The organism is Pedobacter sp. NJ-S-72 (assembly GCF_053890575.1).
Map to the genome: position 1 here is coordinate 911,661 of NZ_CM132681.1, position 20,865 is coordinate 932,525.

The 20,865-nt window shown below is 37.7% G+C and carries 19 protein-coding genes and 5 pseudogenes; 17 read left to right on the top strand and 7 right to left on the bottom strand.

From position 1 onward, the window contains the following. Positions 1 to 17 precede the first annotated feature (17 nt). Entirely contained in the window at positions 18 to 203 is a 186-nt protein-coding gene (locus tag ACWYN3_RS06000; protein WP_456220323.1) for an ABC transporter permease, read from the bottom strand. Between the two features lie 681 nt (positions 204 to 884). On the opposite strand from ACWYN3_RS06000, the pseudogene rpe reads away from it, so the two are divergent. From rpe to ACWYN3_RS06020, 4 genes and pseudogenes are all read left to right on the top strand, one after another. Further along, positions 885 to 1,561 (top strand): annotated as a pseudogene (rpe, locus tag ACWYN3_RS06005) (ribulose-phosphate 3-epimerase). Between the two features lie 86 nt (positions 1,562 to 1,647). Next, positions 1,648 to 2,715, top strand: coding sequence for a 3-phosphoserine/phosphohydroxythreonine transaminase (serC, locus tag ACWYN3_RS06010; RefSeq protein WP_456220324.1), 1,068 nt, complete (start codon positions 1,648 to 1,650; stop codon positions 2,713 to 2,715). A 6-nt stretch (positions 2,716 to 2,721) separates the two neighbouring features. Further along, positions 2,722 to 3,672, top strand: a complete 951-nt coding sequence (locus ACWYN3_RS06015) for a D-2-hydroxyacid dehydrogenase (protein WP_456220325.1) — start codon at positions 2,722 to 2,724, stop codon at positions 3,670 to 3,672. Positions 3,673 to 3,962: 290 nt separating this feature from the next. Further along, positions 3,963 to 4,964: a DUF1015 domain-containing protein gene (locus ACWYN3_RS06020; protein ID WP_456220326.1), complete on the top strand. Its 1,002-nt coding sequence runs from the start codon at positions 3,963 to 3,965 to the stop codon at positions 4,962 to 4,964. Positions 4,965 to 5,031: 67 nt separating this feature from the next. On the opposite strand, the gene ACWYN3_RS06025 is transcribed toward ACWYN3_RS06020, so the two are convergent. Then, positions 5,032 to 5,271: a hypothetical protein gene (locus tag ACWYN3_RS06025; RefSeq protein WP_456220327.1), complete on the bottom strand. Its 240-nt coding sequence runs from the start codon at positions 5,269 to 5,271 to the stop codon at positions 5,032 to 5,034. A 362-nt stretch (positions 5,272 to 5,633) separates the two neighbouring features. After that, a pseudogene (locus tag ACWYN3_RS06030) lies at positions 5,634 to 6,415 on the bottom strand (SAM hydrolase/SAM-dependent halogenase family protein). A gap of 101 nt (positions 6,416 to 6,516) precedes the next feature. On the opposite strand from ACWYN3_RS06030, the gene ACWYN3_RS06035 reads away from it, so the two are divergent. The 6 genes from ACWYN3_RS06035 to ACWYN3_RS06060 all read left to right on the top strand — a co-directional run bounded on the left by ACWYN3_RS06035 (position 6,517) and on the right by ACWYN3_RS06060 (position 10,974). Further along, entirely contained in the window at positions 6,517 to 7,488 is a 972-nt protein-coding gene (locus ACWYN3_RS06035; RefSeq protein ID WP_456220328.1) for a PhoH family protein, read from the top strand. 35 nt (positions 7,489 to 7,523) lie between these two features. Further along, positions 7,524 to 8,498, top strand: coding sequence for a phosphoribosylaminoimidazolesuccinocarboxamide synthase (locus tag ACWYN3_RS06040; protein WP_456220329.1), 975 nt, complete (start codon positions 7,524 to 7,526; stop codon positions 8,496 to 8,498). A gap of 27 nt (positions 8,499 to 8,525) precedes the next feature. Further along, complete coding sequence (locus ACWYN3_RS06045; RefSeq protein WP_456220330.1) at positions 8,526 to 8,915, top strand: STAS domain-containing protein; 390 nt, start codon at positions 8,526 to 8,528, stop codon at positions 8,913 to 8,915. After that, positions 8,915 to 9,841, top strand: a complete 927-nt coding sequence (locus ACWYN3_RS06050; protein ID WP_456220331.1) for a ribonuclease Z — start codon at positions 8,915 to 8,917, stop codon at positions 9,839 to 9,841. Before ACWYN3_RS06045 ends, ACWYN3_RS06050 begins: the two co-directional genes overlap by 1 nt. 429 nt (positions 9,842 to 10,270) lie before the next feature. Then, entirely contained in the window at positions 10,271 to 10,594 is a 324-nt protein-coding gene (locus ACWYN3_RS06055) for an ArsR/SmtB family transcription factor (protein WP_456220332.1), read from the top strand. After that, positions 10,591 to 10,974 carry an SRPBCC family protein gene (locus ACWYN3_RS06060; protein ID WP_456220333.1) on the top strand — a complete coding sequence of 128 codons (384 nt, stop codon included), beginning with the start codon at positions 10,591 to 10,593 and terminating at the stop codon, positions 10,972 to 10,974. The genes ACWYN3_RS06055 and ACWYN3_RS06060 overlap by 4 nt, the downstream gene beginning before the upstream one ends. A 171-nt stretch (positions 10,975 to 11,145) precedes the next feature. Here ACWYN3_RS06060 and ACWYN3_RS06065 read toward each other — a convergent pair. Then, positions 11,146 to 11,406, bottom strand: a pseudogene (locus ACWYN3_RS06065) (hypothetical protein); the annotation flags it as partial. Positions 11,407 to 11,519: 113 nt separating this feature from the next. Between ACWYN3_RS06065 and ACWYN3_RS06070 the strand changes: the two are divergent. Further along, positions 11,520 to 12,005: a DUF4112 domain-containing protein gene (locus ACWYN3_RS06070; protein ID WP_456220334.1), complete on the top strand. Its 486-nt coding sequence runs from the start codon at positions 11,520 to 11,522 to the stop codon at positions 12,003 to 12,005. Between the two features lie 216 nt (positions 12,006 to 12,221). On the opposite strand, the gene ACWYN3_RS06075 is transcribed toward ACWYN3_RS06070, so the two are convergent. Together ACWYN3_RS06075 and ACWYN3_RS06080 are read right to left on the bottom strand one after the other, a co-directional pair. Continuing rightward, positions 12,222 to 13,178, bottom strand: coding sequence for an MlaD family protein (locus tag ACWYN3_RS06075; protein WP_456220335.1), 957 nt, complete (start codon positions 13,176 to 13,178; stop codon positions 12,222 to 12,224). Between the two features lie 16 nt (positions 13,179 to 13,194). After that, on the bottom strand, positions 13,195 to 14,037 hold the full coding sequence (locus ACWYN3_RS06080) for an N-acetylmuramoyl-L-alanine amidase family protein (RefSeq protein ID WP_456220336.1): 843 nt from the start codon (positions 14,035 to 14,037) through the stop codon (positions 13,195 to 13,197). Positions 14,038 to 14,413: 376 nt separating this feature from the next. Between ACWYN3_RS06080 and ACWYN3_RS06085 the strand changes: the two genes are divergently transcribed. The 6 genes and pseudogenes from ACWYN3_RS06085 (at position 14,414) to ACWYN3_RS06110 (ending at position 19,859) form a co-directional block, all read left to right on the top strand. Then, positions 14,414 to 14,980 carry a hypothetical protein gene (locus tag ACWYN3_RS06085; protein ID WP_456220337.1) on the top strand — a complete coding sequence of 189 codons (567 nt, stop codon included), beginning with the start codon at positions 14,414 to 14,416 and terminating at the stop codon, positions 14,978 to 14,980. A gap of 163 nt (positions 14,981 to 15,143) precedes the next feature. Beyond that, positions 15,144 to 15,914, top strand: a pseudogene (locus ACWYN3_RS06090) (putative LPS assembly protein LptD); the annotation flags it as partial. A 122-nt stretch (positions 15,915 to 16,036) separates the two neighbouring features. After that, entirely contained in the window at positions 16,037 to 17,014 is a 978-nt protein-coding gene (locus ACWYN3_RS06095) for a putative LPS assembly protein LptD (protein ID WP_456222903.1), read from the top strand. 44 nt (positions 17,015 to 17,058) lie between these two features. Then, positions 17,059 to 17,181, top strand: coding sequence for a hypothetical protein (locus ACWYN3_RS06100; protein ID WP_456220338.1), 123 nt, complete (start codon positions 17,059 to 17,061; stop codon positions 17,179 to 17,181). Positions 17,182 to 17,190: 9 nt separating this feature from the next. Next, positions 17,191 to 18,438: a competence/damage-inducible protein A gene (locus ACWYN3_RS06105; protein WP_456220339.1), complete on the top strand. Its 1,248-nt coding sequence runs from the start codon at positions 17,191 to 17,193 to the stop codon at positions 18,436 to 18,438. 58 nt (positions 18,439 to 18,496) lie between these two features. Further along, positions 18,497 to 19,859: pseudogene (locus tag ACWYN3_RS06110) on the top strand (dihydrolipoamide acetyltransferase family protein). Positions 19,860 to 19,967: 108 nt separating this feature from the next. Here ACWYN3_RS06110 and ACWYN3_RS06115 read toward each other — a convergent pair. Next, complete coding sequence (locus ACWYN3_RS06115) at positions 19,968 to 20,846, bottom strand: HD domain-containing protein (protein ID WP_456220340.1); 879 nt, start codon at positions 20,844 to 20,846, stop codon at positions 19,968 to 19,970. Between the last annotated feature and the right edge of the window lie 19 nt (positions 20,847 to 20,865).

Below are 20,865 nucleotides of genomic sequence, written 5' to 3' on the forward strand. Positions count from 1 at the left end.
TACTGGTTTCGGCATTGTTATAGACAACATAAGTTTTTATCATGATTAGTGAACTGTCTGTCATAACTCCATTCGTAAGCTACATAGAGCAGTAATATCATACAGCTCGCTAATCCGATTGCCAGACCACCTATATTGATTAAGGTATATCCTTTGTTTTTCCAAAGGCTGCGTAATGCTATTTTGAGGTCAAGTTTAAACATGTATTTGAGGTTAATATTTGTTTTATGCCAGAAGCTAAACATATGCCATTACCTTTTTTGTTGATTTTTGATAATTTAAACCGCGATCTTGGCCTAAAGTAAAATTTAAATCGTTCGAAAACGAACAGCTGGTGTACAATACCGGACTCTTGTTCTAATATTTCTATAGATAAAATTAAAGTAATCATTTGTAATGAATGCGTATGCAAAAAAAAAAACCGTCTCCTGCTGTTACTCAGGATACGGTTTTCTTAGCGTTTTTTTAGAAAATATTATAGGTCAGATTTTCCGGACTCTCTAACTTCTAATACCAATCTCCCCATATACTCTGACTCTAGAAATTTCGAATAAACAGTTTAACTGTGGCCACCCGAACTCATGGGCTCAAGGGATAACGTAATGCAAATTATAATATAAAAATATATTAATTAACGATTTGGTAACATTCAGGAAATTTTCCTGAATGTTACCAAATCATAGTTTAAATATTTTGTTTGTGACTTGTCATGTCTTTGTCACGGAATATTATTCCGTCTTAAATAATTGGAATTTCTCCGTTTATATTATGGCGTTTGTATTTGCAAATTACATTCAATACACCTTTTATCTCCTTAAGTCTGCGGGATGAACGGGTTTTTTTTTTTTATATTTACTTCCATAAAAATACTACAATTAGAACCCATGAAACACCTGATTGCCCCCTCTGTACTTTCTGCTGATTTTGCCAATTTACAACGTGATATATAGAAATGATTAATTCTAGCGATGCGGATTGGTTTCACGTAGATATCATGGATGGCGTATTTGTCCCTAATATTTCTTTTGGTTTCCCGGTGATAGAAGCTATTAAAAGATATGCTAAGAAACCTCTGGATGTGCATTTGATGATTGTAAATCCTGATCAGTACATCGAGCAGTTTGTAACCGCAGGCGCGAATATGATTACAGTACATTATGAAGCTTGTATACACTTAAACAAAACTATTCAGGCGATCCATAAAACAGGGGCGAAGGCATGTGTTGCATTAAATCCGCATACACCTGTAGAACTGTTAATTGATATCCTTCCGGTACTGGATATGGTATTGGTTATGTCTGTTAATCCTGGTTTCGGCGGGCAGCAGTTTATTCCAAATACACTGTTGAAAATCAGAAGACTCAAAGCGATGGCAGCCCAGGTAAATCCGGGATTGCTGATCGAAGTAGACGGAGGGGTGAGCATCAATAATTTAGGTGACTTACTAGCTGCTGGTGCTGATGTTTTTGTTGCCGGAAATGCTATTTTCGGCGCTGAATCTCCTTTAGAAATGATCACAGCAATGAAGCGTGAATCGGCATCTTCCATTAGTACTATATAAAACCTATGACTTTAATGGTTATTTCAAAAAACCAAATATTATTTGGATAAAACAATTACATTTACAATAATTAATTAGCATATAAAATGAGACATAATTTTGGAGCAGGTCCCTGTATTTTACCTCAGGAAGTGTTTAGACAGGCGTCGCAAGCCGTTTTAGATTTTAAAGATGGATTATCTATTTTAGAGATTTCCCATCGTACACCAGAGTTCGAGGCCGTATTAGCTGAAGCTGTTAAGTTGGTTAAAGAGTTGTTAAATGTACCAGAAGGATACTCTGTTTTATTTTTACAGGGAGGTGCAAGTTTGCAGTTTGCTATGGTTCCAATGAACCTGTTAAGCGAAGGACAGACAGCTGCTTACCTTGAGACAGGTGTGTGGGCAAATAAGGCTATTAAAGAAGTGAAAAACTTTGGTACTGCCAATGTTGTAGCTTCCTCGAAGGACGCTAACTTCAATTACGTTCCTAAAGGTTATTCAATTCCTGCTGACAGTGCTTATTTCCACTGTACCTCGAATAACACGATTTATGGAACTGAAATGTTCAGCCTGCCTGAGACGAAAGTGCCAATCGTATGTGATATGTCATCTGATATTATGAGCAGAGTGATTGACGTTTCAAAATATGATCTGATCTATGCTGGTTCACAAAAAAATATTGGCCCTGCTGGTTCAGTTTTGGTAATCGTTAAGGATGAGATTTTAGGTAAAACTACAAATAAGATCCCTTCTATGTTAGATTACAAAGTGCATATCGAAGGTGGTTCAATGTATAATACACCTCCTGTTTTTGCAATTTATGTAGCGATGTTAAATCTGAGATGGTTAAAATCTAAAGGTGGAGTTGCTGATATTGAAAAAGAGAACAAAGCTAAAGCACATGCTTTATATACTGAAATCGACAGAAATCCTTTATTTAAAGGGACTGCTGCAGTAGAAGACCGTTCAAGAATGAATATCTGTTTTGTAATGGAAGATCCTGAATTGGAAAAACCATTCCTGAAATTCGTAGAAGAAAATGATATCGAAGGACTTAAAGGACATAGAAGTGTCGGTGGATTCAGAGCTTCTATTTACAATGCTTTACCAATTACAAGTGTACACAGACTAGTGGAATTGATGCAGGTTTTTGCAGAGAAACACCAAAAATAAAATTTAATGATTAAGATACTTGCAAACGACGGGATTGATCCTATCGGAAAACGATTATTAGAAGAAGCCGGTTTTATTGTAGATACAGAAACTGTTGCTCAGGATAAACTGATTGAAGCGCTGCAAAATTATGACGCGATTACAGTAAGAAGTGCAACGAAAGTTCGTAAGGATGTAATTGATGCATGCCCTAATTTGAAATTGATTGCAGAGTGGAGGAGTAGGATGGATAATATCGATGTAGACTATGCAAGGGAGCAAGGTCGTGCGGTTGTCAATACACCGGCGGCATCCTCTTTATCAGTTGCAGAACTGGTATTTGCGCATTTGTTTACAGGTATCCGTTTTTTACAGGATGCTAATCGTAAAATGCCTGTTGAAGGAGCTACCAATTTCAACAAACTGAAAAAAGATTATGCTAAAGGTACTGAGCTTAGAGGTAAAACTTTAGGAATCATAGGTTTTGGCAGAATAGGAAGAGAAACAGCTACTTTGGCTTTAGGCCTCGGTATGAATGTACTTGCTTATGATCTTTATCCGTTTGATGGTAAATTAACATTGAAGTTTCAAGGTGATTTAAAGCTGGATATTCCTGTTAAGACTGTAAGCCTGGAAGAAGTTATCAAAAATAGTGATTTCATTACTTTACATACGCCTTTCGCTGACCGTCCGATATTAGGTGCAGCTGAATTCGATCTGATGAAACCAGGTGTTGGCGTAGTCAACTGCTCAAGAGGTGGTACTATTGATGAACAAGCATTAATTAATGCATTAGATAGTGCTAAAGTTGCCTTTGCTGGTTTGGATGTGTTTGATAATGAGCCTACTCCATTGGAAGCGATTTTAAAGCACCCTAAGATCTCGTTAACGCCGCATATTGGCGCTGCAACGAACGAAGCACAGGAGCGTATCGGTGAAGAATTAGCTTCATTGATTATCGCGCATTTTAAAAAATAATAAGATACCATCATGTGTTTCACATGATAGCTTCATTACCATTAAAAAAACAATAATTATATTGATGAAAATAAGAAAATAAGTTAAATGGTTTGGGATTTGATTATATTCGGTCCCAAACCAAATAACACCTATTTCATGCCTTTAGTAAAGCCATTTTCAGCGCTTATTCCTGCTGCACATTTGCAGTCCTCGGTGGTTACACGACCACTTGAATATTATAGTACAGGCGAGGCGAAATTAATTGCCTCAGAAAATAATTACAGTTCCTTCATTTAATCAATCCGGCATTGGATCATGCTTATCTGCGTGATATGAATCAGGATTTGATCTTCCGTAAGATTGCTGAAAACTTTGATACTTTCGTGAATGGTAAGGTCCTGGTTCCTGTGAACCGGTCTTGTTATTATATTTATCAGGTGACTTGTAATGGGTTTACACAGACAGGTTTATGGACTTTAAGTGATGTTCAAAGTTATCTGGATGGCAGCATTAAAAAACATGAGCTAACGGTAGAAAGAAGAGAGCGGCAGCTGGCAGAATACTTGCATAATACCGGGCTGGATGCTAACCCGGTACTGATTACTTATCATCCTGTGGAAGCAATCGAATTGATTACGCAGAAGTATGTAAAGGAGTTGCCAGTGATTGATTTTGTCTTTACTGATCTGACCGGACATAAAGTATGGTTAATAGATGATCAGGCTGATATAGATTTGATTACTAGTGAAATAGGAAACATAGAATCTGTTTATATCGCAGATGGTCATCATCGGGCAGCAGCCATGTCAAAAATGGACTTCTTCTCTACTGTATTTATGAATACTGATGAGATCAGGGTATTGCAGTTCAACAGGCTAGTAAGAGATCTTAACGGATTAAATGCTAAAGATTTTCTATCCAGCCTTGAAGGTGTTTTTACGATTGAAAAATCTGATCTGCCAGTTGATCCTGATCAATTACATCAAATAGGGATGTACCTTGATTTTCAGTGGTATATTTTATATCCAAAACCACATGTATTTGATGAGAATGATCCGGTAGAATTACTGGATGTAAGTATTTTGCAAAATCAACTATTAGGACCTGTTTTAGGGATTGATGATCCGCGTACCAATGCAAGAATCACTTTTGAAGGAGGAACTACACCTTTAAAGGAAATTCAGACCATGGTTGATAACAGTCTATATGCAGTTGCATTTACATTGTTTGCTGTTTCAGTTGAGCAGATTATCAATGTAGCGGATGCAAATAAGACGATGCCGCCAAAAATCTACGTGGATAGAACCTAAGTTTCTGGTCGGGATACTGACTAATTATTGTGCTCGTCATGAAGATTAAGAACCTGTTAAACAGGTTCTAATTTTTTTTGCGTGACCTGGTGTAAAAGAAGATACCAGCTGCAATAACAATCAATATAGCGAAGATAATGGTATAAGTCTCCGTTTTTTCTTTCGCTGCCACGTCTATTGTTTTTGCTTTCAGTTCTTCATTCTGGTCCTGCAATTTCTTTATCGTATGCATATAAGCTTCAATCCGCTTTGCGGTATTGCCGGCATTGGTTTGTACCTGCTGTACTTCCTGATCTTTATAGTTCATCAGCACTTTTAATTCCCTGAAAATATTATTGTCGTTCAGAATGATACCGCGTAAAATCTCATTGGAGTTTTTAAGGTCATTTTTTGTCTGTAAGCCGAAAATTCCGGTTCTTGCGCTAAGACTTAAATCGTATTGCCCGAATTTAGCACTTCGCTCTGCGAGTAAGGCGTTTTTTTTAAGCGCTGTACCTGGTAAGCTGAAGTGTCATTTTGTGCGGCTAACGCGCTAATAGAGGTGCTTAAGCAAATAAATAAAAGGAGAGATCTAATCATAATAATTTATTTTAGTGGATAAAGCAAAATCTATGCCTTATCCTGATTCAGAAAAGGAATTTATACAGATTGTATGGGGGTAGGGAAAGATCAGGGATGAAACTGAATACGGACGATGTCGCCAAGATGCAGGCCTAGCAGGCCACTTGCTTTACCTTTGTTAATTGCTATTTCCAAATGATTGCTAATTCCAAAGAGACATAGCTTTTCTCCTTCGGAAACTTCGTTATAATGCCAGCTTAATTGGGTAATGGTCTCGCTCTTTCGGAAAAATAGCGTGAAATCCCGGTTACGCTGAATTTTGGTGAACAATTCTTTAGTGATATTGGTAATCACATTACAGAAAGTATCGATATAAATTACACTTCCTCTGATCATATCTTTCTCAATAACCGGGTCAGCAGCAGCATCTTTTCTTCAATATTTGCTGTTGGTAATCCAATATCTTTCAGCTTTCCGCCTTTGGCAAGATGAATGGCAGCTTTAACAAAAATATCAACCAATGGGAAGTGCAGATACTTTAAATCCTGCATAATATTCAGCTCAACAACCTCATCAGGTTTCCCGTCAAACAGCAAAGAAAAAATTCCATTATCTGCACCAACAAAATAATGATCGTGATATTTTAACCCGATATATTTTGTGTTTTCACTGAACACTGAATCTATACCTATCAGATGCACAGTGCCTTTAGGGAAATAGTGGTAAACATTCTTTAAAACAAAGGCTGCGTAAGAAATATTGAAGGATGGAACTTCGTGGGTTATATCAACAATAGTAGCTGTAGGCAAGATCGTCAGGATACTGCCTTTCAGTGCAGCCTGATAAAAATCTTTGGATCCTAAATCTGTTGTTAAAGTGATAATGGCCATTAAAAATTGAATATTTATTCTTATTCTTGCGTATGCGGTAAAGCGCTACAAATATTCAACTTTTATATCAAAATATACACTCCTATCTAAAAAACAATATTTTGAACGAACTTAAACTAACATTAGAAACAGTAGATCCGGTACAATTCTGGGGTGCGAACAACGAGCATTACGAGTTGATCAAACACGCATTTCCTAAACTGAAAGTTGTTGCCAGAGGCAATGAAGTTAAGGTGTTAGGTGATGAAGGTGAGCAAAAACTCTTTGAAAAGAAGTTCGGTAAACTCGTTGGACATCTTGAACAATATGGTTCATTAAGTCCGGGGGATATTGAATCAATTTTGGCGTTTAAATATAACGCAGATTCTTATGGTGCTGATGCTGCACCAGAAAAAGTGAATGGCGGCGGCGGCGGAGAAGTCATTGTATTCGGGAATAACGGTATGATGATCAAAGCCAGAACTGCTAATCAGCGCAGAATGGTTGACAGTATTCTGAAGAACGATGTACTTTTTGCGATCGGCCCTGCCGGTACAGGAAAAACTTACACCGCAGTAGCACTTGCTGTCAGAGCATTGAAAAATAAAGAGATTAAAAGAATTATCCTGACCAGACCTGCTGTAGAGGCGGGGGAGAGCTTAGGCTTTTTACCTGGTGATTTGAAAGAGAAAGTAGATCCTTATCTTCGTCCGTTATATGACGCGCTTGATGATATGATCCCGGCAGAAAAGCTGAAACTATATCTGGAGAACAGAACTATCGAAATTGCACCTCTGGCATTTATGCGCGGGCGTACTTTAGATAATTGTTTTGTAATTTTGGACGAAGCACAAAATTCTACAGATTTGCAGCTTAAAATGTTCTTAACACGTATGGGGCCTTCTGCGAAATTTATCGTAACGGGTGATGTTACACAGATCGATTTGCCTAAGAAACAAATGTCAGGACTGCATAATGCTTTGCGTATTCTGGATGACATTCCTGGTATTGAGATTATTTATCTTACAGGAGAGGATGTCGTGAGACATAAGCTGGTGAAAAGGATATTGAAGGCATACGGAGATATACAGTAATTTATAAACAATAATTGATGTGATCCATCAACAACATGAAAGCAATTAAAGAAACAAATTTTAATTTTCCTAAACAGAGTAGTTTTTACAAGGGTAAGGTGCGTGATGTATACACTATTGATCATCGTTTGATGGCCATGGTGGTAACTGATAGAATTTCTGCATTTGATGTGGTTTTGCCAGAGGCTATTCCTTTCAAAGGTCAGGTATTGAATCAGATTGGTGCTAAGTTTTTAAAGGCAACAGCCGATATCGTTCAGAACTGGGTGATCGCTGTACCTGATGAAATGGTGACTATTGGCCGGATCTGTGAGCCTTTTAAAGTAGAAATGGTAATCAGGGGATATCTTGCCGGTCATGCCTGGAGAGAGTATAGTGAGGGTAAAAGAAGTGTATGTGGTGTAGCTCTTCCTGATGGTTTAAAGGAAAATGATAAATTGCCTCAGCCGATCATCACGCCTACAACAAAAGCGTCTGTAGGACATGATGAAGATATTTCAAGAGCAGATATTTTAGCAAAAGGAATTGTTTCCATTGTTGATTACGATCAATTAGAGAATTACACTTATGCTTTGTATAAAAGAGGAACAGAAATGGCTGCTGAACGCGGTTTGATCCTTGTCGATACGAAGTATGAATTTGGTAAATCTGGTGATGAAATCTATTTGATTGATGAAATTCATACACCTGATTCTTCGCGTTATTTTTATGCTGAAGGATATGAAGCCCGTCAGGCAGAAAATACTCCTCAGAAACAACTTTCAAAAGAGTTTGTACGCAAATGGTTAATTGAAAATGGTTTCCAGGGTAAAGACGGACAGGTAGTTCCGTTGATGACGCCTGAAATCATAGCTTCTATTTCTGAGCGCTATATTGAGCTTTATGAGCAGATCACTGGTGATCAGTTTGTGAAGAATGAGCAGGATGATATTGTGACAGAATTGAAGAAGAAATTGAGAAGAATGTTTTTTGGGAAGCCTGAACACACTTTTATCAAATTAAATAGTTAATTTGTTATATTAAAAAAGGGGGATGTTATGAAATTTTCAGTAGATAAACACGAAAAGTATGTCGCATTGAGACTTGATGAGATCAAGCTTACTGCTGATAATACGCCCAGATTGAAATCTGAATTCATTTTATTGAACGCTGAAGGATATTGTAATATCGTTCTGGATCTATCAATGGTGAACGATTGTGACGATTCGCAGGATCTTAGCTGCCTTCTGGTAGGAGACAGACTCTGTAAAAAGGCTAATGGATTGTTCATTGTGACCGGGGTTAGTGAATGTATTTCCAAGCTCCTGGAGATGTCATCAATTGACCAGTCACTTCACATTGTAAGCAACCTGGATGAAGCGGAAGACTTGATCTTTATGGAAGAAATAGAGAAGGAATTACTAGGGAGCTTTGATCAGAAAAATTAATGAAGTTTGAGGTTACCATTTTAGGAAGTAGCTCAGCTACTCCTGTTTTTAATAGAAATCCAACAGCACAACTTTTAAATTGTAAAGATAAGTTTTATCTGATTGACTGCGGCGAGGGTACTCAGCAGCAGTTAATCAGATTTGGTTTCAAAGCCAGTAAAATCGATGCAGCTTTTATCAGTCATCTTCATGGTGATCATTATTTTGGTTTAGTGGGTTTACTCTCCACAATGAACCTTAATGGTCGTATTAAGCCTTTCCAGATCTTTGCTCCGGCAGCTTTAATGGAAATCCTGGAGATTCAGTTCAGATATTCTGAAACGAACCTGAGATTTGAAATTGAGTTTTGCCCGATTGTGGCGGACGAGCCAAGGGTCATTTTTCAGAATCAGGATATGACTGTGGAAACGATTGTACTGAATCACAGGATTCCTTGTACTGGGTTTAAGTTCACGGAAAAAAAACGTTTACGCAAGGTTTTGGTGGATAAGCTGGAAGAGGATAATATTCCGGCTGAGTACTATCAGTTGTTGAAGAAGGGTATGGACTTGACTTTGCCTGGTGGACAAATTGTGCTGAATACGGATTATACGATTGATTCTGATACACCGAAAAGTTATTGCTACTGCTCGGATACGATGGCGGATGGCAGTTATCTGGAGAGTATCAGAGGATGTACGATGTTGTACCATGAAGCGACTTTTATGGACGATTTGCTGGAAAGAGCAAATGTCACACATCATACGACGGCTTTACAGGCTGGTATGGTAGCGAAAGAGGTTGGGGCTGGGAAGTTGCTGATCGGACACTTTTCTTCGAGATATAAGACGTTGTTACCGCTGTTAGAGGAGGCACAAGGGGTTTTTGGGAATACGGAGTTAGCTTTAGAGGGGATTACATTCACCATAGGTTCATCCACCGTTTAGCGAATTCTTCGGTAAAATAAAGAAGGGTACTAGTTTTCTGACCGCGTTCATGAAGAATGAACAATGTCAGAAAACTAGTACCCTTCTTTATTTTTATCCAAAAAATTTTAAAGGTTCCTTCATTTGGGCATGATGCAGATTTGAGTTACTTGTTTTAAGGATAGTTAGTTTCTTAAGTTACTTTTTTGATTGATCAGAACCTTATCCCTGCACCATTCTACTGTCACGGTATTTGAATGCTCCAGCCAATAATTTTGCGGCTATATACATCAATAATGGCAAACATATTCATGAATCCCCGGGGCACAAATATGGCATCTAGTATTAGATTTTTGCTAAAAGAAAAATTATTTTAAGATAAATTTGCGAAACCGAAAAGTTGCATATATATTTGCAACCAATTGGTTTCTTAATTAATATTTTAAACAAATGAGACGAGATATATTTCAAGCTATTGCGGATCCAACCAGACGGGCTATTATAGCTTTAATAGCAATACAGGCAATGACACCTAATGCCATAGCCGAAAACTTTAATACAACTCGACAAGCAGTATCAAAACATTTACGCATTCTCACAGAATGTGATCTTGTAAAACAAGAATATCAAGGTAGGGAAATTTACTACTACACTCTTGAAATTGAAAAAATGAAAGAAATAGATAAATGGCTAGACCAATACCGAAAAATTTGGGAGAGCCGATTTGATCAATTAGACAATGTATTATTAACACTTAAAAAACAGAAAAGATGAACAATTTACTATTTGATTTTACCGTTGACAAGGCGAAAAAAACGGTATTTGTAAACAAAGAATTTGATGCTGATCTATCGCTGGTATGGGATGCTTTTACCAAACAAGAAATCCTTGATCAATGGTGGGCACCTAAACCTTGGTTGTCGAAAACAAAAGTGATGAATTTTGAACCTGGTGGACAAAGATTTTACGCAATGGTAAGCCCTGAGGGAGATGAGCATTGGTCGCTTCAGCAATATACTTCTGTTAATCCAAAAACTAACTTTAAATATTTGAATTCATTTGCCGACAAAGATGCAAATCCTGAATTGCCAGGTTCTGATTGGGATCTTAGTTTCAGTGAAGAAAATGGGAGGACAAGTGAGTATTACAATTAAAAATGATTCAATAGAACGCATGGAAAAAATGATTGAGATGGGTTTCCAGGGAGGATTTACTATGACATTAAATTATCTGGACGAATTATTGGCTACATTATCTAAAAAATAATTTACGTTTTCAAAACTTTTATCAAAACAAAAAGCAGGTTAAAAAACTCAAACCGCATATTAACAAAAGAGTTCCAAGTGAAAAATGGAATTTCGACCAGCAGGATCACAAGATTCATTATCAAAAACAAAACCCTGCAAATCAAATGATTGCAGGGTTTTGTTTTTGAGTTTTAACTCATTGACAATTTCCAGCATAAGTTTTAGAGGATTGTTTTCTTTCCCAAAGAGATTGGCATCCCAGTTAGTCCCGGCTATTTCTTTATTTTTTGACATTTCGATTAGCCAGTTCTCCAGAAAAGCAGTCAGGGATATTTTAGTTGGTGTGTAGTGTTACCCCTTCTGCAATTTAATAAAGGATATTTTCCGGTTAATAATATATGCTAAATATTTCATAAGCTAAAACAATCAGTACGTAATTCCGTTAATTTAAGATGCCAAATACCTCTCCCTATAAAAACGATATTCCGAATATTCCAATTTTGCAGTGGGTTTCCAGACTATCATACCTCATGGATGAACAATTCCGGATTCCCGGCACAAAATATAGATTTGGTTTAGACCCCATACTTAATCTTATTCCTTTTGCAGGTGATATTACTGGATTTGCTGTTTCAGGTGGATTAGTATTGGCCATGGCCAGTAAAGGACTGACTAGTAAAATTGTAGTCCTGATGTGTCTCAATATTTTACTTGACACCACAATAGGGGCAATCCCCGGTATTGGTCAGATCTGGGATTTCTTCTTTAAATCAAATACCCGCAACATGCGCCTGATGCAAGAGTATTATCAAGAAGGTAAACATCAGGGAAGCGGAAAGAGCACTATTATTCTCGCATTGGTAATTCTATTCCTGATCTTTATTTTACTTATTGGAATGCTGTGGGCTTTAGCCACTTGGATGATCAGCTGGTTTTAAATATTATCCAGAGAGCCGTCAATAAGTAATTAACTAAAGCACTGTCAATAAAACAAACATTATCTAAAAAGGCGCTATCAAATAACTATCTTCTAATCGCACCAACTAAGACCACCATCCAAATTGGAGGAACTAAATAAAAAAGGTGTACTAGTTTCCTGACATTGGCCATTCTTCATGGGCGCGGTCAGAAAACTAGTACACCTTTTTTATTTATTACTTGTCTTTCTTCGAACCTCCTCCAAATACCGAGAAGTGTACGTAACGTTTTGGATTAGCTTTCAGATCAATTATCAGATTGTCCAGATTTTTAGAGGCATTGTTCAGGTTATCGTACATCTTAGTATCGTTAACAAGTAAACCTAAGGTTCCTTTGCCATCGTTTACTTTGCTTACGATTCCCTGTAAATCTGCTACGGCCTTATTTGCATTATCTATAGTTTGTTTGAAATTTGCAGCAGCAACCTGATCAGTGATCTTATTGATATTGCTCAATATAGCGTTGATCTTCTCATTGTTGTTTTTCAGATTACCTGAGATAGACTCTGCATTCGCTAAAATTGCTGCGATTCTTTTGCTCTCCGTACCAACCAATCCGTCAACCTTTTTTGAGGTACCTTCCAGCGATGCTAATGTACCAGCTATACTGTTGAAACTCTTATTTACATTTTTTTGGAAATCAGGATTCAGGATTGAATTTACACTGGTCAGGATAGAATCCATTTTACCGATAATCAACTCTGCTTTCTTTTGAACCGGCTGAACAGTTTCCATCAGGTTCTTTTCTACATTCGAATTTAATGTATCACCATCCTGAGCATAATCCTTACCAGAACCCAAAGACATTACAATCGCTTTACTTCCCAATAAATCAGTGCTTTCCAGTTTTGCAATACTTGTTTTAGGAATGTCATACTTGCCTTTGATCTTTAGGGTAGCCAAAATTGTTGTTCCGTTAGGCTGTAAAACAAGTTTGTCTACACGGCCGATCTGAAAACCATTAATCAGTACGGGTTTAGATATAGCCAGGCCATCCACACGTGTGTATCTGGCATATAATAACGTTTCGCTTGAGAATAGAGAGTTGCCTTTCAGGAAGTTATACCCAATAATTAATGCGGCGATAGAAAAGGCTGCTAATATGCCTACTTTGGTTTCGTTTGTTATTTTCACTTAGAATCTTTTTAACTTAATTTACTTCTGTTTCTTTCTTGTAGGTCTTTACAGCTTTGAAAATTGCATTCACAATTTCTGACTGTCCACGTGCAGAATTTATATAATCTTCCTCAGCAGGATTGGAAATAAATCCAATCTCTGTTAATACAGCAGGCTGGCCGCATCGTTGTAAGATTAAAATTCCCTGTTCTTTAACACCCCTGTTAAATCTCTTATTATCACGGGTGTAATTGTTTTGTATTAACCGCGCTAATTTTAAACTCTTATCTCTGTATATATTTTTAAACAAAGATAGTATAATAAATGTTTCAGGATCCTTTGGATCATAACCATCATAATTTTTTTTATAATCCTTTTCCAGGCTTATATCTGCATTTTCCCGCAGTGCACCATCTTGCTCATTTAAGCGGTGACTACCTGCTACAAAAGTTTCAGCACCATTAGTAGATTTGTTCTTTACATACCCATACTTAGGCGTTTTCTTTCCGCGATGGGTAGTATAGCCAGTTACAACACGCCTGTCAGGCATTGAATTACAGTGAATGGAAATAAACAAATCGGCCTTTGCTGCGGTAGCAATTTCCGGTCTGCGGTATAGGGATACATCAACATCAGTTTTCCTGGTATAAACTATTTTCACTTCAGGCATGTCTTCTTCAAACTTCCTGCCTAATTTTAAAGCAACCTGCAGTGTTACGTTTTTCTCTAAAGAATAACTTCCTGCTGCCCCGGGTTTGTCCCCGCCATGCCCGGCATCAATAACAATTGTCTTTACTTTATATCCCTGAGATAAGGCAGCTTTTGAACTGATTAATAAAAATATAGCGCATAAGAATACATTTCTCTTCAATCTCATTTAAATCTTTTTGTTTAATGATCTGGCACCTGTTTTAATTTATAAAGATAAACAGGCACTATTATCCGTTAATTATAGCTTATTTGCGCACAAAGATAGTATAATATAATTTTTAGTACAGAATTGATGCCAGGTGTTTGAAAATGTTTAACAGAGGGCTACAGCATCCAATGTAATACTGAGCTTTTATATTGAAATTTATAGGGCCGATTTTAATTATTTATATTGTTCAAAATGCTGTTAATCTTATGATTATGGCACTGTTGGGAAATATTTTGAAGCAAAATTGCATTTGCACCCGGCAATGCTATATTTTTCGCTAATTTTGGACGTTTTGGGTTAAAACACTTTGCATTTACTACATTCACACAAGAATTTGAAATTTTTACGAACTATCCTCTTACTGAATACTATCGTTTTACTGGTATCATCAGCCGGTCACTCTGCTTTTGCCATAGAAAATTTCTCCGCAAGGCAGATATTACAGCAGGATACTACAAAAAAAAATATAACTAAAGTTAAGCCTGATGCAGGGGCTAAAGTTCCGGGACTGCAACTTCAGGATACTTCAAAAAGGGATACAACTAAAATTAAAAATGGTGCAGGTGGCAGCTTAGATGCAAAAAAACCTGGTGTCAAAGAGGAAGATGGTAAAATAGAATATTCGGCAGTCGACTCTACAAAATATAGTAAGGACAGAAGCATTATTTATTTGTACGGAAAAGCAAGGGTTATTTATCAGTCTTTTGAACTGGATGCTGATTTTATTACCTATAATTCTAAAACCAATACCATTTTTGCAAGCGGCAGAAAAGATAACAAAGGCAAATATCTTGGTAAACCTATTTTTAAGATGGATAAGCAGGGATCTTCGGTTGCAGATTCACTCTTTTATAATACCAAATCAGGAAAAGGAACTGTTTTTAATACCTTTACTTACTGAACAGGAGGGAGGCTTTTTCTCCGGGGGGCAAAGTAAAAGACAACCTGACAATGAAATCCATGTGAAAGGGGTAACTTATAGTACTTGTAATCTTCCCCATCCCCATTTTGGAATCTATATCACTAAAGGTATTGTTACAGATAAACAGATTATTACAGGCCCTGTGTATCTTAAAATTGAAGATATACCATTGCCTTTAGGTTTACCATTTGCTTTTTTTCCAAAGCCAAATAAACGTAATTCCGGGATCATCATGCCGAGTGTTGGTGATGATTTTACCAGGGGGTTCTTTTTTAGAGATGGGGGATACTACCTGAACCTGAATGATTACTGGGACGCAAAATTCCTGGGAACAATTTATACCAGGGGTTCATATGGCTTATCAGTGACTTCAAACTATGTAAAACGTTATAAATATAACGGAAGCATAAAAGTAGATTATGCTAATAATCGTTATGGTCTGGAAGGTACTCCGGAATATTCGCCAAGAAAAGATTACAGTATACAGTGGGTGCATTCACAAAATGCCAATGCACATCCGGGAACGAATTTTGGAGCGAGTGTGAATATCAAAACCAGTGGATATAATGTAAATACGGCAGCGGGTAACACTTACAATTTCAATCAGATCACAGAGAATGCATTGTCATCCAGTATAAGTTATGGAAAAACAATGGCTGATGGGAAAGTTACTTTCTCGGCGGCTGCCAGACATAATCAGAATACAAGATCTAAAACGGTAGATATTACTTTACCGGATATTGCGTTAGGTGTACAGACTTTTAGCCCTTTTGATTCAAAGAACAGGCTTGGTGAACAAAAATGGTATCAGAAGATAACAGTAGGTTACTCTATGGTGGCTTCTAACTCGATCTCAACCTCAGATAGTATTCTCTTTACCAAAAAGGCTCTGGATAGATTGAAAAATGGTTTCAGTCATACTATTCCAGTCAGTGTCAACTTTACCGCATTAAAATATTTCAACTTTAACGCCGAGGAGGAACCTACCTGGAAAAATGGCAATTCCAATCTGTCAGACAGACTGCTATCAGAGGAATTGTACAAAATGGTATTGTGCAGCCATATAAGACAGTTATTGATACTGTTCAGGGATTTAACCGTTCTGGTGAATACAGTATCAATATGGGGCTTTCAACCAAGGTCTACAACACTTTGCAATTTAAGAAAATGGGTAATCTAAAGGCATTACGTTTAGTCATGACGCCTAGTGCGAATTTTAGTTATCGTCCTGATTTCTCTGATCCTTCAAAAGGGAATTATAAGGAGTTACTATACCAGGATGGGACAAATGTCTGGGATGATACTTATAAAAGGAACAAACGCTATTCTATCCACGATGGAACCTTATTTGGCGGTCCCGGAGAAGGAAGAAATGCCAGTATCAGTTTTGGATTGGATAACACGCTGGAAGCAAAGGTGTTTTCGAGAAAGGACACTACAGGTACAGGAATGAAGAAAATCCCAATTATTCAGGGTTTAGCATTTAATGGTTCCTATAACTTCCTTGCACCTTCATTTAAGCTTTCTGATTTGAGTTTTAGCGGCCGTTCACAGTTCACCGATAAATTTGGTATTACTTATGACGGTTCATTTACTCCTTATGCAGTAAGAGATAGTAATTATAGAGGTCAGTTTATTGATAAGATATTAGTTGACAGATATGTACTTCCGAGGTTGACCAGGTTCAGTCTTTCGTTTGGCTATAGTTTAAATGCTGATGCCTTTAAAAAGCGTAATGAAAATCTGGATAAAACAACCAAAAAAGTTCAGCAGAATGGGATGACGCCAGAACAGGCGGCGCAATTAGCTGAGGTCAGCAGTGATCCTAATGCATTTGTTGATTTTAAAATCCCATGGAACTTTACCTTCTCTTATCGTTTAGACTATAGTAAACAACGGAACGGATTAAACCCAACCATGACCAATGTAATCAATGGGAATGGAGATTTTAACCTTACTCCCAAATGGAAGTCCAGTTTACTTCCGGATATGATATTAGTAACCAGACTTTAGCACCTACGTCATTTGCTATTTATCGGGATTTACACTGTTGGGATATGAGTATCAACTGGATTCCGCTTGGTACCTACAGAAGTTATAATTTAACAATCAGGGTGAAGGCATCAATCCTTCAGGATTTGAAATTGAGCAAACAACAAGCTTATTACACACGTTTTTAACGAATTTTTATGTTAGCTGAGATTATTACAATAGGCGATGAAATACTGATCGGTCAAATTGTGGATACTAATTCTGCATGGATGGCTAAACAACTGAATGCTGCTGGTATTAAAGTCAAACAGATCACTTCTGTTTCGGATGATGCAGATCATATTATAGAGGCGCTGGGTCAGGCAGAAAAAAGAGCTGAAATTATTTTAATAACCGGTGGGCTGGGGCCTACCAAAGATGATATTACAAAATACACTTTGGCTAAATACTTTAACATGGGCATGCGTCGTGACCCTGAAGTACTGGCACACGTAGAAGAGATTTTCAGACGGTTTAACCGCCCGATGATAGAGTCGAATAACAAGCAGGCTGACGTCCCTGATGGTTGTACTGTTATTCAGAATAAGAATGGAACCGCACCATGTATGTGGTTTGATCATAATGGAACAATCATTGTTTCGATGCCGGGAGTCCCATTTGAAATGATGTACCTGATGGACGATGAAATTATTCCGAGACTCAAAAATGCTTTTGAATTACCTTTCATTTACCATAAAACTATACTTACTGCGAATTTGGGTGAATCCTTTTTAGCACAGCAGATTGAAGAAATCGAAGATAGTTTACCGCCTTCGATTAAATTGGCTTATTTGCCAAAGCTTGGACAGGTAAGATTGAGATTAAGTACTTCAGGAACTGACGAAGCCCGGTTAAAAGCTGATGTAGAAGTCTACGCACAGCAAATTATTGAGAAGATCAAACCATATATAGTTGCCGAAGATGATATTGCTATTGAGAAAGCCATCCTCAATATAATGGATGAAAAGGGACTTACCCTTTCGACAGCAGAAAGTTGTACAGGAGGATATATAGCACAACTGATTACGCAGCATGCAGGCTGTTCCTCGGTTTTTGCGGGAGGTGCAGTAGCTTATTCTTATGAGCTTAAAGAATCTGTTTTAGGTGTGAAAGCCGATACTTTGGCAAAATATGGAGCAGTTAGTGAGCAAACGGTAAAAGAAATGGCTTCCGGTGCGATTACTAATTTTAAAACAGATTATAGTGTGGCAGTAAGTGGCATCGCCGGACCAGATGGCGGAACAGTTGATAAACCAGTCGGAACTGTCTGGATAGCAGTCGCAAACAAGAATGGAGTGGTTGCTAAACTATTCAGTTTTGGAAGCAAAAGAGCCCAGAATATAGAGCGTTCAGCTATAGCTGCATTAACAATGATTTTGAATCAGCTGAAAGAAGATAGCAATTAACTGCAAAAAAGCCTTACTTTTGTATCCGATAGAAAATACCAAATTTACTGTAAACTAAATGGCACAATACGAATTATTATTACCTAAAATGGGAGAAAGTGTTGCAGAAGCAACCGTCATCAAATGGTTAAAGCAACCTGGTGATATGATCAGTTTGGATGATACCCTGTTAGAAATCGCGACAGATAAAGTGGATTCAGAGGTTCCATCGCCGGTGGCTGGAAAACTGATTAAACAATTATATAAAGAAGATGAAGTTGTTCAGGTTGGAGCTGTAATTGCACTGATTGAAACGGATGCTGCTGAAGGTAAATCTGTAGAAACAGAAGAAAAACAAGTTGTTGCTGCACCAGCCCCGGTTGCTGAGGCATCGGCAAGTATTCCAGGAACAGAGCAACTGAATGATAAACCCGTAAGTTCAGGAAATACAACTGAATCAGATCGTTTTTATTCTCCTCTGGTAAAAAGTATAGCTGCTCAGGAGCAGATTAGTGTAACAGAGCTTGATCAGATTACTGGCAGTGGTGCAGATGGGCCGTTTGACTAAAGATGATTTATTAAACTATATCCAGAATGGCCGTAAAAGCACTGGCGCAGTATTAGCTAATCGTGTTCAGAGTCAGCCAGCTGTAGAAACTCCTGTAAATAATACCTCAGCACCAGTTGCAGCGGCAAAATCGACCAATGCTCAGCCAGTAGTTAGTGTGAGCGGTGCTGATGAAATCATTGAAATGGACCGCATGGGTAAAATCATTGCTGACCACATGGTAATGAGTAAACAAACCTCTGCTCACGTAACTTCATTTGTTGAGGCTGACGTAACCAATATGGTGTTATGGAGAGATAAAGTAAAGAAGAACTTCGAAAAAAGAGAGAACGAAAAGATCACTTTTACGCCAATCTTTATTGAAGCTGTAACAAAAGCAATCAAAGACTTCCCAATGATCAACGTTTCTGTTAACGGGACTAAAATCATCAAGAAGAAAGATATAAACATCGGTATGGCTGCGGCATTGCCAAGTGGAAACCTGATTGTTCCGGTTATCAAAAATGCAGATCAGCTAAACCTGGTAGGGTTGACTAAATCAGTAAATGATCTGGCAAACCGTGCACGTGGCTCTAAACTGAAACCAGACGAAACTCAGGGTGGTACTTTCACCTTAACCAATGTTGGTTCTTTTGGAAACGTAATGGGAACACCAATTATCAACCAGCCGCAGGTAGCAATTCTTGCAGTAGGGGCAATTAAGAAAAAGCCAGCAGTTTTAGAAACAGAATACGGAGATGTAATCGCTATCCGTCATATGATGTTCCTTTCCCTGTCCTATGACCACAGGGTGGTGAATGGTGCACTAGGAGGTACATTTGTACGTCGTGTAGCTGACTACCTTGAAAATTGGGATATTAACAGAGAGATCTAATTCTTGAACTAGAATAATAACAAAATGGGTATCCGGTTTCGGGTACCCATTTTTTATGTTATTACTGAGCCATTTTTATGCTCAAAACTGGATCCATCTGTTTGATGTCTATATGTGGCTCAGTCTGAAATACTGTCCGTCAATATATAATTCAGGGTCTATTACTCTTGGTTTTAACTTGAAATTAGCGGCATTGTAACCATCAAAATCATCCAATCTTCTTATTGCTTCAATACCATGTTTCCCATAGCTATTTGCTTCAACTAATCCCAATAACCTAATATCATCCTTCTCAAAATCCTTTTTTGCGATTACCTTTTCAGTCAGCAGATATTTAAGTATCTCCGTCAGCTTCTCGTTTGCATAAAGATGCTCTTTCTTACCAAAATACTCCTTATTCAGAATCGCATACATCTTTGTAAACCATTGGGCGGAACTAACCGACGTCATCATAATCCTTCCATCATGAACAATGAGCTTTGATATAAAACCCTGGACGTCTTCTAAACTAATGAAACCAGCATAGAATAAATCCCTCACTGCATAATCAATCCTATCGGCACAAAGGTTAGGGAGAAGTTGCTCCAGAATATTAAAATCCTTTTCAAGTAGATCCTTCAATCCGTATCCATATCTTTCTAATATCGCCGGGATTTCCGATTCAATTAATATCCTTTGATAAATTTCCTCATGATAATCCTCTTCCGGATGTTCAAAAATATAATCAATAACATGAGAAAACGCAGTATGGGAAACATCGTGCAGTAATCCCGCTATCTGTTCTATTTCAGTTCCTCCTAAGAGTTTTATTAGTAACATTACCCCAACAGAATGCTCATACCTTGTCAGCGTTAATTCCGGATTAACCAAAAATATTCCGCCGCCCTGATGTATCCCTTTAAGCCTTTGCATAGGTTTACTACTGATTAACTCATCAATAAGTTTAGAAACACTAAATCTGCCGTATAAACTATCTATTATTATCATAACAATTCGCGGTCAATTT

Bases quoted from the DNA above. Each gene is read 5' to 3' on its own strand.
- ACWYN3_RS06000 (WP_456220323.1), bottom strand. From the start codon at position 203: ATGTTTAAACTTGACCTCAAAATAGCATTACGCAGCCTTTGGAAAAAC.
- serC (WP_456220324.1), top strand. From the start codon at position 1,648: ATGAGACATAATTTTGGAGCAGGTCCCTGTATTTTACCTCAGGAAGTG.
- ACWYN3_RS06015 (WP_456220325.1), top strand. From the start codon at position 2,722: ATGATTAAGATACTTGCAAACGACGGGATTGATCCTATCGGAAAACGA.
- ACWYN3_RS06025 (WP_456220327.1), bottom strand. From the start codon at position 5,271: ATGAACTATAAAGATCAGGAAGTACAGCAGGTACAAACCAATGCCGGC.
- ACWYN3_RS06040 (WP_456220329.1), top strand. From the start codon at position 7,524: ATGAAAGCAATTAAAGAAACAAATTTTAATTTTCCTAAACAGAGTAGT.
- ACWYN3_RS06045 (WP_456220330.1), top strand. From the start codon at position 8,526: ATGAAATTTTCAGTAGATAAACACGAAAAGTATGTCGCATTGAGACTT.
- ACWYN3_RS06050 (WP_456220331.1), top strand. From the start codon at position 8,915: ATGAAGTTTGAGGTTACCATTTTAGGAAGTAGCTCAGCTACTCCTGTT.
- ACWYN3_RS06055 (WP_456220332.1), top strand. From the start codon at position 10,271: ATGAGACGAGATATATTTCAAGCTATTGCGGATCCAACCAGACGGGCT.
- ACWYN3_RS06060 (WP_456220333.1), top strand. From the start codon at position 10,591: ATGAACAATTTACTATTTGATTTTACCGTTGACAAGGCGAAAAAAACG.
- ACWYN3_RS06070 (WP_456220334.1), top strand. From the start codon at position 11,520: ATGCCAAATACCTCTCCCTATAAAAACGATATTCCGAATATTCCAATT.
- ACWYN3_RS06080 (WP_456220336.1), bottom strand. From the start codon at position 14,037: ATGAGATTGAAGAGAAATGTATTCTTATGCGCTATATTTTTATTAATC.
- ACWYN3_RS06100 (WP_456220338.1), top strand. From the start codon at position 17,059: ATGAGTATCAACTGGATTCCGCTTGGTACCTACAGAAGTTATAATTTA.
- ACWYN3_RS06105 (WP_456220339.1), top strand. From the start codon at position 17,191: ATGTTAGCTGAGATTATTACAATAGGCGATGAAATACTGATCGGTCAA.
- ACWYN3_RS06115 (WP_456220340.1), bottom strand. From the start codon at position 20,846: ATGATAATAATAGATAGTTTATACGGCAGATTTAGTGTTTCTAAACTT.